At 60.2% G+C, this 17,139-nt stretch carries 18 protein-coding genes and 1 pseudogene; 14 read left to right on the top strand and 5 right to left on the bottom strand.

Annotated elements, in window-relative coordinates; translation table 11 throughout:
* Window positions 1-20 precede the first annotated feature (20 nt).
* The 13 genes and pseudogenes from frr (at window position 21) to GF1_RS11340 (ending at window position 11,946) form a co-directional block, all read left to right on the top strand.
* Window positions 21-542: a ribosome recycling factor gene (gene frr / locus GF1_RS11400; RefSeq protein ID WP_435051711.1), complete on the top strand. Its 522-nt coding sequence runs from the start codon at window positions 21-23 to the stop codon at window positions 540-542.
* A gap of 14 nt (window positions 543-556) precedes the next feature.
* Window positions 557-1,303 (top strand): undecaprenyl pyrophosphate synthase, encoded by a 747-nt coding sequence (gene uppS, locus GF1_RS11395; RefSeq protein WP_267926677.1) that lies wholly within the window; start codon window positions 557-559, stop codon window positions 1,301-1,303.
* Window positions 1,304-1,307: 4 nt separating this feature from the next.
* Window positions 1,308-2,105, top strand: a complete 798-nt coding sequence (locus GF1_RS11390) for a phosphatidate cytidylyltransferase (RefSeq protein ID WP_267926676.1) — start codon at window positions 1,308-1,310, stop codon at window positions 2,103-2,105.
* Window positions 2,102-3,274, top strand: coding sequence for a 1-deoxy-D-xylulose-5-phosphate reductoisomerase (locus tag GF1_RS11385; RefSeq protein WP_267926675.1), 1,173 nt, complete (start codon window positions 2,102-2,104; stop codon window positions 3,272-3,274). The genes GF1_RS11390 and GF1_RS11385 overlap by 4 nt, the downstream gene beginning before the upstream one ends.
* A gap of 81 nt (window positions 3,275-3,355) precedes the next feature.
* Complete coding sequence (rseP, locus tag GF1_RS11380) at window positions 3,356-4,441, top strand: RIP metalloprotease RseP (RefSeq protein ID WP_267926674.1); 1,086 nt, start codon at window positions 3,356-3,358, stop codon at window positions 4,439-4,441.
* Window positions 4,426-5,178, top strand: a complete 753-nt coding sequence (tsaB, locus tag GF1_RS11375; RefSeq protein WP_267926673.1) for a tRNA (adenosine(37)-N6)-threonylcarbamoyltransferase complex dimerization subunit type 1 TsaB — start codon at window positions 4,426-4,428, stop codon at window positions 5,176-5,178. Before rseP ends, tsaB begins: the two co-directional genes overlap by 16 nt.
* A 65-nt stretch (window positions 5,179-5,243) precedes the next feature.
* Window positions 5,244-6,332 (top strand): flavodoxin-dependent (E)-4-hydroxy-3-methylbut-2-enyl-diphosphate synthase, encoded by a 1,089-nt coding sequence (gene ispG / locus GF1_RS11370; RefSeq protein ID WP_267926672.1) that lies wholly within the window; start codon window positions 5,244-5,246, stop codon window positions 6,330-6,332.
* Window positions 6,333-6,399: 67 nt separating this feature from the next.
* Entirely contained in the window at window positions 6,400-8,121 is a 1,722-nt protein-coding gene (locus GF1_RS11365; RefSeq protein ID WP_267926671.1) for a proline--tRNA ligase, read from the top strand.
* Between the two features lie 93 nt (window positions 8,122-8,214).
* Window positions 8,215-9,191 (top strand): annotated as a pseudogene (locus tag GF1_RS11360) (HD domain-containing protein); the annotation flags it as partial.
* A gap of 3 nt (window positions 9,192-9,194) precedes the next feature.
* Window positions 9,195-10,376 (top strand): TGS domain-containing protein, encoded by a 1,182-nt coding sequence (locus GF1_RS11355; RefSeq protein WP_267926670.1) that lies wholly within the window; start codon window positions 9,195-9,197, stop codon window positions 10,374-10,376.
* 87 nt (window positions 10,377-10,463) lie between these two features.
* Window positions 10,464-10,916, top strand: coding sequence for a Smr/MutS family protein (locus GF1_RS11350; RefSeq protein ID WP_267926669.1), 453 nt, complete (start codon window positions 10,464-10,466; stop codon window positions 10,914-10,916).
* A 143-nt stretch (window positions 10,917-11,059) separates the two neighbouring features.
* Window positions 11,060-11,773 (top strand): BamJ family beta-barrel-assembly machinery protein, encoded by a 714-nt coding sequence (gene bamJ, locus GF1_RS11345; RefSeq protein ID WP_267926668.1) that lies wholly within the window; start codon window positions 11,060-11,062, stop codon window positions 11,771-11,773.
* Between the two features lie 17 nt (window positions 11,774-11,790).
* Window positions 11,791-11,946 carry a hypothetical protein gene (locus GF1_RS11340; RefSeq protein ID WP_267926667.1) on the top strand — a complete coding sequence of 52 codons (156 nt, stop codon included), beginning with the start codon at window positions 11,791-11,793 and terminating at the stop codon, window positions 11,944-11,946.
* A gap of 85 nt (window positions 11,947-12,031) precedes the next feature.
* Here GF1_RS11340 and GF1_RS11335 read toward each other — a convergent pair whose 3' ends face one another.
* Genes GF1_RS11335 through GF1_RS11315 form a run of 5 tightly spaced genes read right to left on the bottom strand, consistent with a single transcriptional unit; the run spans window position 12,032 to window position 15,374 of the window.
* The gene (locus GF1_RS11335; RefSeq protein ID WP_267926666.1) at window positions 12,032-12,889 is read right to left on the bottom strand and encodes a DUF362 domain-containing protein; all 858 of its coding nucleotides are present in this window, start codon (window positions 12,887-12,889) and stop codon (window positions 12,032-12,034) included.
* Window positions 12,870-13,535: an ATPase gene (locus GF1_RS11330; protein WP_267929143.1), complete on the bottom strand. Its 666-nt coding sequence runs from the start codon at window positions 13,533-13,535 to the stop codon at window positions 12,870-12,872. Before GF1_RS11330 ends, GF1_RS11335 begins: the two co-directional genes overlap by 20 nt.
* Before the next feature lie 5 nt (window positions 13,536-13,540).
* Entirely contained in the window at window positions 13,541-13,774 is a 234-nt protein-coding gene (locus tag GF1_RS11325; protein ID WP_267926665.1) for a hypothetical protein, read from the bottom strand.
* Window positions 13,747-14,295, bottom strand: coding sequence for a hypothetical protein (locus tag GF1_RS11320; RefSeq protein WP_267926664.1), 549 nt, complete (start codon window positions 14,293-14,295; stop codon window positions 13,747-13,749). The genes GF1_RS11325 and GF1_RS11320 overlap by 28 nt, the downstream gene beginning before the upstream one ends.
* The gene (locus tag GF1_RS11315; protein WP_267926663.1) at window positions 14,292-15,374 is read right to left on the bottom strand and encodes an LptF/LptG family permease; all 1,083 of its coding nucleotides are present in this window, start codon (window positions 15,372-15,374) and stop codon (window positions 14,292-14,294) included. The genes GF1_RS11320 and GF1_RS11315 overlap by 4 nt, the downstream gene beginning before the upstream one ends.
* 154 nt (window positions 15,375-15,528) lie before the next feature.
* Here GF1_RS11315 and GF1_RS11310 point away from each other — a divergent pair, with 154 nt between their 5' ends.
* Window positions 15,529-17,130 (top strand): ASKHA domain-containing protein, encoded by a 1,602-nt coding sequence (locus GF1_RS11310; protein WP_267926662.1) that lies wholly within the window; start codon window positions 15,529-15,531, stop codon window positions 17,128-17,130.
* Window positions 17,131-17,139: the final 9 nt, after the last annotated feature.

Genomic DNA, 17,139 nt, shown 5'->3' with positions numbered 1-17,139 from the left:
TCGAGCAACTCAATGCAAAGATGGAATCCAGTGTTGAGGCCTTTAAGCGGGAACTGACAAAAATTCGCACCGGACGCGCCTCCCTGTCTCTGCTGGATGATGTCAAGGTGGATGCCTACGGTTCCACCCTGCCGCTCAACCAGGTGGGGACCATCACCATTCCTGAGAGCCGGCAGATCGTGATCCAGCCATGGGATCCGCAGATGCTGCCCCATATCGAAAAGGCGATCATGGCCTCGGACCTGGGACTGACCCCGGTCAATGACGGCAAGGTTATCCGCCTCAATATCCCGCAGCTCACCGAGGAGCGGCGCCGGGAGCTTGTCAAGCAGGTCAAGAAAGTGGCCGAGGAGTTCCGGGTGGCCATCCGCAATGTCCGTCGTGAGGCCAACGACACTTTCAAAAAGATGAAAAAGGACAAGGAGATCTCCGAGGACGAGATGTTCCGCCTCCAGGAAGAAGCGCAGAAGGCCACCGATGCCTTCATCAAGCAGATCGACGAGATCGCTGCCGGTAAAGAAAAAGAGGTCATGGAGGTCTGATCGCCTCCGATGCCATGCCTTCTTCGCAATCATCCGAAATTCTGCAGGTTCCCCGCCATGTGGCCATTATCATGGATGGAAATGGCCGGTGGGCCGAAAATCAGCATCGGCCACGCCTCTTCGGTCACAAGGCCGGGGTTGACTCGGTCCGGATTGTGGTCCGGGCTGCCCGGGAGATCGGGGTCCGCCACCTGACCCTGTACGCCTTTTCCACGGAAAACTGGCGTCGCCCCTCCTTTGAGGTCAAGGGGCTGATGGGGCTCCTTAAAAACTATCTCCGGGCCGAGTTGTCCAGCATGCTGGAAAACGATATTCGGCTCTCCTGCTTCGGTCAGCAGCATCGGCTTCCCCAGGATGTCCAGGATGTCCTGGCCGAGGTGATGGAGGAAACCGCCCGCTGCGAGACCATGTACCTCAACCTGGCCCTTTCCTATGGCAGCCGCAGTGAAATAATGCAGGGCGTACGGGAGCTGGCCAGGCGCTGTGTGGAAGAGGGCTTTGACTGGCGGGATCTGGATGAGGAGCAGATGAGCAATGTCCTCTACACCGCCGGTCAGCCGGATCCCGATCTGTTGATCCGTACCGGCGGCGAGCAGCGGTTGTCCAATTTTCTTCTCTGGCAGCTGTCCTACTCTGAACTCTACTTCACCGAAATCAAATGGCCCGACTTCCGCAAAGAACAGTTTCTTGAAGCCATTGCCACCTATGGGACCCGCCAGCGCCGTTTCGGCCGTACCGGGGCCCAGCTGCGACAGGAGTAAGGCCATGGGGCGAGTCCTTCCCGGCCTCGGTATGCTGGTTGTCTGGGTTCTGCTGCTTTTTGGCGTGCCCGGGCCCCTCTTCTATCTTGTGATGGTGGCCCTGGTTTTCACCGGCCTGTATGAATACTTTCGCATGGTCCTGCCCGGCCAGACCAGGGGCGAGCTTCTGGGTTCCCTGGCAGTGGCCGGTCTGCCGGTCCTGACCACGATCATCGCCACCCCGGCCGCCCTCCTTGGCGGCCTGGCCGGTGGTCTCCTCGGGACGGTTCTCCTGGTGCTGCGCCGTTATTCCCGCCTCGACGACGTACTGGCTTTTTTCAGCCTGTCCGTCCTGGGTCTTGCCTATATTTCATTTTGCGGTGCCCACCTGGTCCTGATCCGATTTCTGGATAACGGAGCCGGCTGGCTGCTGCTCCTGGTCGCTATCACCGCCGGTTCCGATACCGGGGCCTATTATGCCGGTCGGGCCTTCGGTCGCCGGAAACTCTGTCCCTCCATCAGTCCCGGTAAGACCGTTGTCGGGGCCCTGGGAGGTATCCTGGCCGGATCCCTGGCCGCGGTACTGGTGGGGAGCGTGATTCTCCCCGAAGGATCCCTGGTCCGGATGGCTCTTTTCGGGCCTCTCCTGGTGGTGGTGGGTATCATGGGAGACCTGATCGAGTCGGTGATCAAACGAAGCTCGGGGGTCAAGGATTCCGGTACCATCCTGGCCGGACACGGCGGCCTGCTGGATCGGATCGACAGCCTGCTGTTGACCGCGCCGGTCTTTTACCTCCTTCTCACCTGCGGTGTGCTGGCATGAAGTGCATCAGTCTGCTTGGCTCCACCGGCTCCATCGGCCAGAATGTCCTGGCCGTGGTGCGCCAGTTCAGCGACCGGTTCCGCATCGTCGGCCTGTCAGCAGGGTCCAATGTCCGGGAGCTGGCAAGGCAGGTGCTTGAATTTGAGCCACAACTGGTCTCCATCGGCCGGCCCGAGCTGGTCGATGAACTGGCCGCTCTGCTGCCGGACAGCTATCACCGCCGCATTTTCTGCGGCACCGAGGGCAATCGCCGTATCGCCACCATGGTCCAGGCCCAGATGGTTGTTTCGGCCGTGGTTGGCGCCGTGGGTTTATTACCCACCCTGGACGCCATCATGGCCGGCAAGGATATCGGCCTGGCCAACAAGGAAACCCTGGTCATGGCCGGTCGGCTGATCATGGAAGCGGTACGGGAACACCGGGTACGGCTGCTGCCCATCGATTCAGAACATTCGGCCATCTTTCAGGCCCTGGAGGCCGGTCGGCGCCAGGACGTGGGACGGATCATCCTCACCGCCTCTGGCGGGCCCTTCCGGGCCATGGCGCCCGAAGAGCTGGTTCGGGTCACCCCGGCCCAGGCCCTGGCCCATCCCAACTGGGACATGGGCCGCAAGATATCCATTGATTCCGCCACGCTGATGAACAAGGGACTGGAAGTAATCGAGGCACGCTGGCTTTTTGATGTCTCCAGCGAGCAGATCGGGGTGGTGGTCCATCCCCAGTCCGTGGTCCATTCCCTGGTGGAATATGTCGATGGCTCGGTGGTGGCTCAGCTCGGTATTCCAGACATGCGTATTCCCATTGCCTACGCGCTTTCCTATCCCGAAAGGCTCGGGCTTGGCCTGTCCCGCCTGAGCCTTTCCGAGTGCGGCCGGCTGGATTTTGAAAAACCCGATTATGATCGTTTTCCGGCCCTGCGCCTGGCCTTTGACTGTCTCGAACAGGGGGGGACATGGCCGGCGGTTCTTAATGCTGCCAATGAGATAGCCGTCGATGCCTTCCTGGACGGGCGTATCGGTTTTACCGATATTTCCCGCGTGGTGGCCCGGACAACCCGCAAGGTGGAACATGGCGATGACCGTGATCTGGACGCCATACTGGAAGCGGACCGACAGGCCCGGATTGTGGCCGAAGAAGAGGTGTGCCTGACCGGCGCCGGTTCGGCATAAGCCATCGCCGGCCCGGAAGGGATATTCTGCTACGGGGCCATGGAGGTTCCTGTCAACCGTTAACCGTTACGTCCAATACCTATGAATTCCCTGATTTCCTTTATACTGGTTCTTGGTGTCCTTATCTTTGTCCATGAACTGGGTCATTTTCTCTTTGCCAAACTCTTCGGGGTGCGGGTTCTCAAGTTTTCCCTTGGTTTCGGTAACAAGGTCATAGGGAAAAAATGGGGCGAGACCGAATACCTGATCTCCGCCTTTCCCCTGGGCGGCTATGTCAAGATGTATGGTGAACAGCCCGGGGAAGAGATTCCACCGGAGGACCGCGCCCGCTCTTTTTCCCACAAGCCTGTGTGGCAGCGCTTCGGCATAGTCTTTGGCGGCCCGCTTTTCAATCTGCTCTTTGCCGTCCTGCTCTTTGCCGCCATGTTTCTGGCCGTGGGTCTGCCCGAACCGGTGGATACCACCAGGATCGGTCAGGTGGCGCCCGGCTCGGCTGCCGAGCGGGCAGGGATTCAGCCCGGTGACGAGGTCCTTGCCATCAATGGTCAGCAGACCACCTCCTGGCAGGATGTTTCCCGGCTCATCCGTGAAAGTGGCGGCAGAAAGGTGGTGCTGCGGATCAAGCGGGGCAGCGAGGAGCTGACCATCACCGCCACTCCGGCCATGGAAAAGGTGAAAAACCTGTTCGGCGAAGAGGTGGGGGAGCGCTATATGCTCGGTATCACCCGGGATGACCAGCTGGTCTACAAGAAGTCCGGCCTGGCCGAATCGATCAAGGCGGCCTTTATTCAGACCTGGAATCTCATCTATCTAACAGTTCTGGGCATCATCAAGATCTTTCAGCGGGTGGTGCCGGCCACCGAGCTCGGCGGGCCCATCCGTATCGCCGAGATCGCCGGTCAGCAGCTGGAGGCGGGCTGGATGAACCTGCTCTACTTCATGGGGCTTCTCAGTGTGAATCTGGGTGTCCTCAACCTGCTGCCGGTGCCGGTGCTGGACGGCGGCCATCTGGTCTTTCTCACCCTGGAAGGGATCCGCCGCCGGCCGCTCAGCGAGCAGGCCATGGAGTGGAGCCAGAAGATCGGTATCATGCTGCTCGGCACCCTCATGCTTTTTGTCTTCTATAATGATATACTCAGGATTATCCAGCGGTGGACCAGCCCCTGATTCTTGCCATTGAAACCGCCACCGGCTGCGGCAGCGTGGCCCTGACCAGCGGCGATCCGCTTTCCGGCGCTCTCCTGGCCGAGGCCACGGCCCAGCCCAGGGTGACCCACGCCCGGCGACTGCTCGGCAGCGTGGAGTGGGTCCTTGGGGCCGGCGGGGTGAGTTGGGAGCAGCTGGACGGAATCGCGGTCAGTCTGGGGCCCGGGTCCTTCACCGGGTTGCGCATCGGCATGGCGGCGGCCAAGGGACTTGCCATGGCGGCCGGGGTACCGCTGCTGGGTGTGCCAACCCTGGATGCCCTGGCCTGCACGGCCCTGGGGGTGGCCAGAGAAAAAGAGCTGTGCTGCCTGCTCGATGCCCGGAAAAACGAGGTGTATGCGGCCCTCTACCGGTCAGGAGACGATGGGTTGCCGGTTCGGAGTCAGGACCCCGTGGTTATCGGTCCGGAACAACTGGTGGCAAAGCTTACCGGGCCCACGGTGTTCGCCGGACCCGGAGTCGCCGCCTTTCATGAGATATTTGCCGGGTCCAGGCTGATCGAGATTCTGCCTCCTCCCCTCTGTCAGCCCAGGGCGGCCTTTGTCGGTCTGCTGGGTGGCCGGATGCTGGCCCTGGGGGACGTGCTTGAGCCGGCTGCGGCAGCCCCTCTCTATATCCGGGCTTCTGATGCGGAACTGAATTTCAAGGCCAGGCGGCAACCATCGGCCGGTAACACCGAGCCCCGGTCGGGCCGGTAATAAACATCTGTTTCTTCCCCCACCGTCAACTTCGGTGCCGGGACAGTTAGTCACTCCATGGGACAATGATCAAGCGCAGAAAGACACGACAGATCCATATAGGCCCGGTGGCCATTGGCGGCGGAGCCCCGATTTCGGTCCAGTCCATGACCAATACCGATACCCGGGATATAGAGGCCACTGTGGCCCAGATCCGGCGGCTGGAAAAGGCGGGCTGTGAACTGATCCGGGTGGCGGTTCCGGACATGGAGGCTGCGGTGGCCATTCGTGGTATCCGTGAGCGGATCACCATTCCCCTGATCGCTGATATCCATTTCGACTCCCGTCTGGCCGTGGCGGCCATGGAACACGGTGCCCAGGCCATCCGCATCAACCCGGGCAACCTGGGTGGTGAGGATAAGCTGGCCAGGGTGGTGGATGCGGCCCGGCAGCATCGGGTTCCCATCCGCGTTGGGGTCAACTCCGGATCCATTGAGAAAGATCTCTTGAAAAAATATGGTTATCCGACCCCGGACAGGCCCACCGCGCTCATCGAAAGCGCGCTGCGCAACGTGGCCCTGCTGGAGAAACTCTCGTTTTACGAGATAAAAATTTCCATCAAGTCCTCGGATACCCTCACCACCATCTCCGGCTATCGGGAGCTGTCCGAAAAGACAGACTACCCCCTCCATATCGGGGTGACCGAAGCCGGCGGCCTGATCGCCGGCACTGTGAAGTCCAGTGTGGCTTTGGGGATTCTTTTGTTCGAGGGCATCGGCGATACCTTCCGTATTTCGCTCACCCGCGACCCGGAAGAGGAGATTCGGGTGGGGTTTGAGCTCCTGCGTTCGCTGCGTATCCGCCAGCGGGGGCCGGAGATGATATCCTGTCCCACCTGCGGCCGGACCCGGATCGATCTCTTTCCCCTGGCCGAGGCCGTGGAAAAACATCTGCAGACCATGGAGACCAACCTCAAGGTGGCGGTCATGGGCTGTGTGGTCAATGGTCCGGGCGAGGCCCGGGAGGCCGATATCGGTATTGCCGGGGGCCACGGGGTGGGGATCATCTTCAAAAAGGGCGAGATCTTTAAAAAACTGCCCGAGGAGGAACTACTGCCGGTCTTTCTCGACGAGCTCAACAAGATGGAGCGGGAGCGGCGGGAGAACAGGGACTGATCATCCATCCCGCCGCCGGTCTTTTTCCGTTATTCACCTCTACCATTTATTTTTTTTACAGATATCCATGCGCTATTCAAAACTATTATTGCCGACCACAAAGGAAACTCCGGCCGAGGCCGAAGTAATAAGCCATCAACTGCTGCTGCGGGCCGGTTTTATCCGCAAGCTGACCTCGGGCCTCTACACTTACCTGCCCCTGGGATTCATGGCCCTGCAGAAGGTCTCCCAGATCGTCCGGGAGGAGATGAACCGGGCCGGGGCCCAGGAACTGCTCATGCCCATGGTCCAGCCCGGGGATCTGTGGCGGGAAACCGGCCGCTGGCAGAAATACGGGGCCGAGCTGCTCCGCTTCAAGGACCGCCACGACCGCGATTACTGCCTGGGACCCACCCATGAGGAGGTCATCACCGACCTTGCCCGGCGGGAACTGCAGTCCTATCGGCAGCTGCCGGTAAACCTGTACCAGATCCAGACCAAGTTCCGGGACGAGATCCGCCCCCGGTTCGGCCTCATGCGTGGGCGGGAATTCATCATGAAAGATGCCTATTCCTTTGATGTCAGCGACGAGGCTGCCAGCGAGTCGTACCAGAAGATGTATGACGCCTATCAGCGGATATTCGCCCGCTGTGGCCTGGAATTTCGGGCCGTGGAGGCGGACACCGGCTCCATCGGCGGCAGCTTTTCTCACGAGTTCATGGTCCTGGCCGATACCGGTGAGGACACCCTGGTGATATGCAAGGCGTGCTCCTATGCGGCCAACGTGGAAAAGGCGGCCGTGGTGCTTCCGGAGAAGACCCCGGTGCAGAAGGAGCCGGCCGAGCTGACCCGGGTGGAGACGCCGGGGATGAAAAAGGTGGACCGGGTGGCAGAGTTTCTCGGGGTAAGCCCGGCCGATATCATCAAGACCATGGTCTACCTGGCCGACGGCGAGCCGGTGGCTGTTCTGGTGCGTGGCGACCGTGAAGTCCAGGATGTGAAACTGGGGAACATCCTCGGCGCCACCGAGGTGGAGCTGGCCGATGACGATACGGTCTGGAAGCTGACCAGGCTGCCGGTGGGCTATATCGGTCCCCGGGAGATCCCGATCAGGACCGTTGCCGACCAGGAGGTGATGCGCATGGTCAACGCGGTCACCGGCGCCAATGAAAAGGGGTATCACCTCACCGGGGTCAATCCGGGCCGGGATTTCACCCCCGACCTGGTGGGCGATCTGCGCCAGATTACTACCGAGGATCCCTGTCCTTCCTGCGGTGGCCAGCTGGAGCTCACCCGCGGAATCGAGGTGGGCCATATCTTCAAGCTCGGCACCAGCTATTCCCAGGCCATGAACGCCACCTTCCAGGATCGGGAGGGTGGTGAAAAGCCTTTTGTCATGGGCTGCTATGGCATCGGCGTCAGCCGGGTGGTGGCGGCGGCCATCGAGCAGAACCATGACAAAAACGGGATTATCTTTCCCCTGCCCCTGGCCCCGTTCCAGGTGATCCTCCTCAACCTGGGGTTGAACAACGAGGAGACCACCCGGGCTGCGGAGGGCCTTTATGAGGATCTCCAGGCCCGGGGTATCGAGGTCCTCTACGATGATCGGGACGAGCGCCCAGGCTCCAAGTTCAAGGATGCGGATCTGATCGGCATCCCCTACCGGATCACCGTGGGCAAGACCTATGAGAAGGAGGGCCGGGTGGAACTGAGGCGCCGCCGGGACGGGGAAACCACTACCATCGACTATGACGGGGCCGCCGACCATGTTGCCTCCCTCATCGAGGACGAACTGAGCCGCCTCCGGTAACCGGCGGGCTGTTGCCCGGGCCGTGGCGAAGGGATATGCGGAACACCCGGGGGTTTGCCGTTATCTTCAACTGAACACCACAATACGCTGACCATGTCTGATATTCAGGGTCTTATCGCCATAGCATCGAGCTACCTGCACGATGTGGATCTGGAACCGCTCACCCGGGCATACGAATTTGTCTGTGAGCGGCACAGTGATCACACCCACATCTCCGGTGAGCCGTACATTCAGCATCTGCTGGAGGTGGCCACAACCCTGGCCACGATGAAACTGGACCTGGATACCATTGTCGCCGGTCTGCTGCACGGGGTGCTCAAGGAAGAGGTGGCCACCTTCAAGGAACTGGAAAAACGCTTTGGTCGTGACGTGGCCAACATCGTTGACGGCACCACCCGGATAACCAACGTTCACTACAGTTCACGGCTTGCCCACCAGGCCGAAAATATCCGCAAGCTCTTCCTGGCCATGGGGGCCGATATCCGGGTTCTGCTGGTCAAGCTGGCCGATCGGCTCCAGGATATGATCACCCTGGGTTCAGCCGATCCTGAGCGCCGCCGACGGGTGGCCCGGGAAACCATGGATCTCTATGCGCCCCTGGCCAGCCGGCTGGGTATCGACTGGATGAAGCGGGAGCTGGAGGATCTTTCGTTTCAGTATCTCTTCCCCACCGAGTTCGCCGATCTGACCCGGCGGCTGGAGAGTACCCTGGCCCAGCGGCAGGAGTATGTGGAAGAGGTTATCCACACCCTGTACAAGAAACTGCATAAAAACAATATCCGGCCCATTCGGATCATCGGTCGCCCCAAGCATCTCTATTCCATCTACAAGAAGCTGGTGGCCCAGAATATCCCCCTGGAGCGGGTCTACGACAAGGTGGCCTTCCGGATCATCGTCTCGTCGGTCAAGGAATGTTACGAGGCTCTGGGCACGGTACACGGCGACTGGCCGCCGGTGCCGGGGAGGATCAAGGATTTTATTTCCGCTCCCAAGTCCAATAACTATCAGTCCCTGCACACCACGGTCATTGGTCCCCGGGGCATTTCATCGAGATTCAGATCCGTACCGAAGAGATGGACCGGATCGCCCAGGAGGGTATCGCCGCCCACTGGGCTTACAAGGAAGGCCAGAACATCAGCCAGTCCGATGCCCGGCTGTTCAAGGAGCTCAAGAAACTGGTCCAGACTCTGCAGGAGGTCGAGGATCCCAGTGAATTTCTCGAGTCGGTCCGGGGCGAGCTCTATGATCCGGATATCTATGTCCTGACCCCCACCGGCGAGGTCCGGGAACTGCCCCGCGGCTCGACGCCGATCGATTTTGCCTATTCCATCCACAGTGCGGTGGGTGATAAGTGCAGCGGAGCCCGGGTCAACGGCCAGATCGTACCACTCAGGCATGAGCTGCAGAACGGCGATATCGTCGAGATCATCACCTCCAAGAACCAGCATCCCCGGCGGGCCTGGCTCCAGTATGTCAAGACCAGCCGGGCCCGGACCTGCATCCGCCAGTACCTGCGGCGCGAGGAAAAGGAAAAGGCTCTGCGCCTGGGCCGGGAGATCTGCGAGCGGGAACTGCGCAAACATGATGTGGCCTTGAAAAAGCTGATCAAGAGCGGCCATATCAAGATGCTTTTGAAAAAGCTGCGCTGCAACTCGCTCGATGACATGCTTGTCAAGGTGGGCTCCGGGGCCATTACCGTGGCTCACCTGACCGAGGTCCTGGAACCGCCTGAAACCAGGGAGGAAAAAGAACAGCGTGCCCGACAGGAACTGCTGGAAAAGAATAAAAAGGCGGAATCCGGCAAGGGGACGGCCGCCGACAGTGAGATTGTCGACATCGACGGCCTCGATGACATGCTTGTCCGGGTGAGTCAGTGCTGCAAGCCGGTTCCCGGGGACGAGATTGTCGGTTTCATCACCACCGGTCGGGGTATCTCTGTCCACAAGGCGGATTGTCCCAATCTGAGGACCACCGATCCCCGGCGCTGGATCGCGGTGCGGTGGTCGGGAAGCCCGAAAGCCACCCATCGGTCCGCCCTCCTGATCCGGGCCGAAAACCAGAAAAACCTCCTGGTCGAAATTTCCTCCACCATCAATGCCGATGATGCCGAAATCGTCGAGCTCAACTCGCGGATCACCTCGGAGAACCTGGTGGAAATGGAGGTAGTGGTCCAGGTTAGCGACCTGAACCATCTCCAGACCCTGCAACAGCATCTGCAGCAGATGCCGGTGGTTATCGAGGTCCGGCGCCGGTAGAGTGGGATGGTCCGGGGCTCCGGTTCCAGCTCAGCACAATTCTTTTTGAGGGCCAGTAACTGACTACTTCTGGCAGGATTCTGATTCATGGAGCCTTCCCTGGTCTGCGAAGTATGCGGCAATGAGCATGATGGTTACGGGTCGCGCTGTCCCTACTGTGGAGCGGCCTGCATCTCGCTTCCCCCCGGCGCGCAGGCTCCGGTTCACCGCATCGTCAATCTGGAACGGGGCAGGCCGCCCGCCAGAGAGGCCCTGTTGCGGATGGAGCGGGAACTCGAGGCAGCAAGGTTGCAGGGGATCCGGGTTCTGACCCTGATCCATGGATATGGTTCCAGCGGTCAGGGAGGTGTCATCCGCGAGGAGGTCCGTCAGCGGCTGCGGTATCTCAAGATCCGGGGAGCCATCAACGATCTTCTGGAAGGGGAGGAGTTCAGCCGGCGGACCGGGCCGGGCAGCCAGCTCCTTCGCCGGTTTCCCTCCCTCGCTCGCCACCGTGATCTCGGGCGGTCCAATCCCGGGATTACCCTGGTGGTTCTCTGATTCCCGGTCCAACAATGTGCCCGGGCCGCTTTCCGCTTTTCTTTTTTTGAAAATAGGATACAGTATTGGCTCACAGGTGATGGCCCCGATGGAACAACAGGGGTCATTTTTTTTATTTTTGCATTGCCAGAGGAGCAGTACAGATGAAATACATAGTGTATGGCCTTGTTGCCCTCCTGCTGACAGCCGGAGTGGCTGTGGCTGGAGAGAAAAAGGTTGAACTCAAGAGCGACAGTGAGAAGTTGAGTTATTCCATGGGGCTGGAGTTGGGCTCCTATTTCAAGAGCCTGGGTGAGGACCTGCGGCTGGAGTTTGTGAAAAAGGGACTTGAGGATGCCTTCAATGGCAACAAACCCCTGCTCACCGCCGAGGAAATCGCCGCCATTCAGGATCAGTTTGCGGCCAGGCAGCGGGAAAAGCAGGTGAAGCTTGTTATGGAAATGGCTAAGAAAAATCGGGCGGCAGCGGAAAAATTTCTGGCGGAAAACAAAAAGAAAGAAGGCATTCAAACCACCAGCTCCGGCCTGCAGTACAAGGTGATCAAAAAAGGTACCGGTCCTCGGCCCAAATCCACCGATACCGTCAAGGTCCATTACCGTGGCAGTCTGCTCAACGGCTCCGAGTTCGACAGTTCCTACAAGCGCAACGAGCCCATGGTCTTTCAGCTCAACCAGGTTATCCCCGGCTGGCAGGAAGCCCTGGGGCTGATGAATGTGGGATCCACCTATGAGGTCTATCTGCCGCCTGACCTGGCCTATGGTGACCAGGGCGCGCCTCCGGTGATTGAGCCTGGTTCGCTGCTGATCTTCCAGGTTGAGCTCCTGGGCATCGAAAATCCGGCTCCCGACAACAAATAACGGCTAAGGACTGTAGCGTGGGTACCAAAGGCAAAAAGAGCAAAAAGAAATGCTGCGGCAAGTTTATCAAGAAAGGTAAGCACTGCAAGCACTGCCCTGTTTTTCTGAAAAAGAAGAAAAAGAAGAACAAGAAAAAGAAAAACAAGGATACGAAGAAAAAGAAGAAAAAATAATCAGCTTTCCGCCGGGCCGGTATGACGGCCGGGAAAGTGGATGAGAAAAGGCGTTCCCTTCGGGGAGCGCCTTTTTTTTTTGGTGTCAGCCCGTCTCCTGCTGCCTGGGCACCACCTCCACACACTCCAGGGGGGCGGCCAGACCGAGTTCGCGGTCCACTGCCCGGATATGACCTATGTCCTGCCAGTGGCGCTCAAGCAGGCCGGCACCGAAACTGTCCAGGGCCACCGGATCATATCCACCGGCCAGCAGGTTGGGTGGTGGTTCGCAGTGCCGGCCCCAGAGATGGGCCTCGCACATGCCGACGGTGGCGTCGAGGATGGTGAAATCCGGGGTCCGGTATCGGTTCAGGTCGGCAATAGCCTCCTGGATACCCTCATGGAAGGCGGATTTCTTCCAGGAACCGCCTTGGCAGTAGCGGTCGGGCGGAGCCAGGCCCATCATGTTCTTCATGGTCAGGGTGACACCGGCCAGGCTATGGGCCTTGAGTACCGGAACCGAGATCAGGTAACTTTCAAGGGCAATGGCCGGCAGGTACATCTCCGGCCAGCGGCGGCAGCGGGGATTGGCGAGACGGACCGGCTCTTCCCTGTTGAGGTCGAGCAGGGGGATGTTTTTCTCCCTGGCCAGCCGGGTGTAGCCAAGTTCACTGAAACAGTGGAAGGTATCGTAGTGGAGCGAGCCGGTCCCTTCAGCGATGATGATATCCCTGTCTGTTACCTGGCGCAGGAAATCGATCAGGGCGGCTACCAGACCAACCGGGGTGGTGACCGGTGGAGGTATGGCTTCGACCAGGTTGGGCTTGATCAGGATACAGGGAGGATCGGTTGCGGCCAGGTGTCCGGCCAGGTTCGCCTGCTCAAGGAGTGGGGGCAGGCTCTTGCCCCAGCTGGAAAACCCGGTGGTCCAGACCCGGCCTCTCTCAGTTTTTTTCCGTTCCATGTTCTGCCGAGGCAATGGCCCTGAGGCCGTCCAGAAGAACGAATCGACCCAGCGGGGTGACCGAGCAGGGAAAACTGGCGACAAACAGGGGGTTGTCACAGAGCCCGCCGGAGAGGTAGAGATGATCGGGGGAGCCGGCAAAGCGGTAGCCGTTCAGGGCGATACCGCGGACAAAGCGGGCCACGGCCTCGGTCTCGGACGAACCTGAGACCACGGCATCGAAGATATGGCTCATGCCCAGCACCCCGCAGGTGATGGAGAAACCCTTCTCCGGCACCGGGACGGTGGCATAGTCGATATCATAATAGCTGGCCAGCAGCTCGATGGTAAAGCCCATGGAGGCGCCACATTCGGCGTTCCAGCCCATGTCGGTCACCTTGCCGTCCTCGTAGCGGACAAACTTGATGTCACGGCTGCCGCAGTCCAGGAGGACATAGTCCTTCTCCCTGATCAGGGTTTCTCCGCCCCGGGCCAGGGCGGTCAGCTCGTTGACATGGCGCCGGCTCCGGCGGCGGGCATTATGGCCGGTGGCCAGGTCGGCGAGAAAATTCCGGTCCAGGTCCCGGGTTGCCAGGATGGTCGGCGGTTTTCCGGACTCGGTATCGAGAATCTTGCAGTATGAGGTGCCAAAATCAGCCAGCAGCATGTCGTTCACCTGCTCCCTGCCGGTTTGACCCCGGAAAGTTCCAGAAAGGCCTCGATTTTGGCCCGCACCGAACTGGAGGCCGTTACGTCGCAGTCCAGGTACAGGGCCCGGGGATGGTGCTCCACCAGGTGATGGGCCAAGGCGTTTTTGGCACAGAACGACTGGGCAAAGAACACGGTGGGTACCTCGGGGTTGATGTGATGTTCCAGCCTCAGGTCGGCCGGGGTCTTGTTTTCCATGCAGCGGGTCCAGCCATAGACATGGGTGGTGTCGGGAAAGAGCTCGAGGATGGAGAAATCCCGTGGCGGTACCCCCAGAAACCGGCCGTGGGAGTGCAGGCCGGGATATCATCATGGGGCAGGGGCGACTGGACACTGCGGGTGATGGCCAGGAACTTGTCCACCAGTTTCATCCGGGCCCGGCAGACAGGAGTGCCAAAGCCGGTGGTGTCGGTGTTGCGGGTCTGGATCACCGGGCAGTCGAGGATATCCTCGAGAATGGTGGCCACGTGCAGGGCGCAGTCACATTTACCCGGGCCCACGTCGATGTAGACCACATCGAGTTTCAGGTGCATGGCATTGAGCACCACGGTGCGCAGGATGGCGCAGTAAACGCGGGGCAGGTAGCGCGATGTCAGGTCCAGGGAGACCCGCACCTGGGGCTCGTCCAGGTCAAAAATGTTAAAGCGCTCTTCGTGAAGAGTGCGAATGACAGACAGCGGCGGTACCCCGACGATTCCGGCCCGTTTCTCCTTCATCATACATCCTCCCGCAAAAGCAGAACAACACCCGTGGTACCCACCACAACATGGATTGCCGTGGCCGCCAGCACCGGACTCACGTAAGCGGCTCTGGCCAGGGACTGGAGGATGCCCCAGATGCCCCAGCAGGCAAAGGCCAGGCCGCAGGATACCGGAATGGCCAGGGACAGGTCCCGACCCCATTTCCGGTAGACCATGAGCAGCAGCGGCAACCCCAGGAGGAGAAGGGGCAACCCGAGCAGGGTGTAGGAAATGCGGCCATAAAATTCGGCCCAGGCCCGGGCTTTTTCCTCGGGCGATACCTTCTGTTTCGCTTCCCGGTACAGCCCGGTGAGGGAGAGTTCCAGGCTGCGGTACTCCGGGACAAAGAAATCCGCCGGTTTCTCGGGGAACTCGAAGCGCTGGCTGGTGAAAAGGCGGCTCTGGTAGCTGCCGTCATCTTCCAGGGTCTGGATCTGGCCGTTAAAGAGGGTCCAGGTCTGGTCCCGCCACAGGGCCCGCTCGGCGGCGATCAGCCTGGTCAGCTGGTAGCGGTCGTTCCAGGAAGAGTAGGAGAAGTCCAGGAACTCGTTTGCCTTCAGGTCGGGCCGGCCAAAGGAGTAGAAGCCCTCCCGGCCCCGGTAATAGTAGCGGCCGTTACGGTAGATGCCGGTGGCCACCCGCCCGCGGACCTCCTTGTTCCAGATGGTGTTGGTGGTGGCGACGGTGATCGGCAGGATGAACTGCGACATGGCCAGAAAGAGCAGGGTACAGGCCAGGCCGCCGGCGATAATGGGGGCGGCGATCTTTTTCAGCGGAATGCCGCAGGCCTTGAGGGCTATCAGCTCATTGGAGTGATTGAGGATGCCAAGGGTCACCACCCCGGCCAGGAGAATGCAGACCGGCCCGAGCTGTTCGATGATAAAGGGAATGTTGAGGAGAAAGAACCGGATCGCCAGGAGCATGGGTTTGCCCTTTTCCATGAAGTTGTCGATCTTTTCGAAAAAATCGATCAGGACATAGATGGCGATAAAGCTGGCCGTGATGGTTACCAGGTTTCTGGTGAACTGGGCCAGTATGTACCGGTCAAGGAGTTTCACTGAATTTGTGTTTGCAGGGGAACTGCTCCGGGCTGGAGAGCTGGGTGGTTTTTGTTGTCTGGTTTGTGCGCATGTAGTATCAATTCAAACGGTCCGCGTCAAGTAGAACCGGCCCGCAAGAGGGCTTAAGAATAACAGGAATCACGCTCAAGTCATGGATGATCAGCCCCTGGTTACATATGTGGATGTGACGGCCGAGGTGCCGAGCCTGCAGGATAATACCGCCGATATCGACCGGCTGCGCCGGGCCCTGGTGCTGCCACCCTCCTGCCGGGAGAGGCCGCTGCTCGTGCCCTATGGTCGTTGCGCCGAGGTGGCGGCCGGGTTCAGGGACAGCGGGTTCAGGGGTACCGCGGTGGTCAATGTCCTGCCCCACGGGGTGGAGCTGGTGGATTTTCTCCCGTCACGGCCGCAGGTTCTGCCCGGTATGGCCCTGGATCTGGGGACCACCCACCTGGAGGCCACCCTCATCGACCTGCTGACCGGTGAGCGGCTTGGTCATGGCCATGCGGAAAACCAGCAGATCCGGTACGGGGCCGACATCCTCAGCCGGATTCATTATGCCACCTCGTCCGGGCCCGACGGCAGGAACGGGCTTGGGGAACTGCAGGAGGCCGTGATCCGTTCCATCACCTCCCTGGCCGCGGACCTGGCCCGGGAGGCCGGACTCAAGACCGGTGACATCCGGGCCCTGTCGGTATCCGGCAATACCACCATGGTTCATCTGCTGCTGAGGCTCAGCCCCTATCATATCTGCCGCGAACCCTATATACCGCTTATCAACGCTCCGGACCCACTCTTTGCCGAAGAGCTGGGCCTCGGGCTGGCCCCCCGGGCCCCGGTCGTGATCCTGCCCAGCATCGGTTCCTATTTCGGTGGTGACCTGATCTCCGGTATCCTGGCCTCCGGCCTGGATCAGGCGGACAGGGTCAGCATGCTCATCGATGTGGGCACCAATGCCGAGGTGGTGCTTGGTAACCGGGAGTGGCTCATCGCCTGTGCCGGGGCTGCGGGTCCGGCCCTGGAGGGTGGGGTGGCGAAAATGGGCATGCGGGCCGGTCCGGGAGCGGTGGAGCATGTCCATATCGATACCGATACCTGGGAACTCGGCTATCGGACCATTGACAATGCGCCGCCGGTGGGCATCTGCGGTTCCGGCATGATCGACCTGGTGGCCGAGCTCTACCTGGCCCGGGTCATTGACCTGCGCGGCAAGTTCCGTCGGGGCGGCCCGTCGGATCCTCCCGGCTTTCACCGTTTTGTCGAAAAACACCTGACGACCATGGACGGGGAGACCTGTTTTGTCATCGCCCCGGCGGCCGAGTCGGGTACCGGTGAGCTGGTGGTCCTGAGCCAGGTGGACCTGGATGCGATGATGCGCTCCAAAGCGGCCATGTATGCCATTCTGACCACACTGACAGGCCAGGTGGGGGTACGGTTCGAGGACCTGGAGCGGATTTACGTGGCAGGAGCCTTTGGCAAGCATATCAACCCCCGTCAGGCCATAGTGCTGGGGATGCTGCCCGATCTTCCACTGGAGACCTACCAGGGGATCGGCAACAGTTCACTCAAGGGGGCCGAGCTGGTTCTGCTCCAGGAGAGCGCGCGGCAGCGGAGCCTGGAGATAGGCCAGAAGATCACCTATATCGAGCTCAATGTGAACCAGGATTTCATGATATGTTTTTCCGGTTCCCGGTTTATTCCCCATACAGATCCATCACTTTTTCCGTCAGTTCCCGTATTTAGCGGCGACTGAGAGGCTGGT

The organism is Desulfolithobacter dissulfuricans, assembly GCF_025998535.1.
Lineage (GTDB): Bacteria > Desulfobacterota > Desulfobulbia > Desulfobulbales > Desulfobulbaceae > Desulfolithobacter > Desulfolithobacter dissulfuricans.
This window is presented reverse-complemented; position numbering and strand designations above follow the sequence as displayed.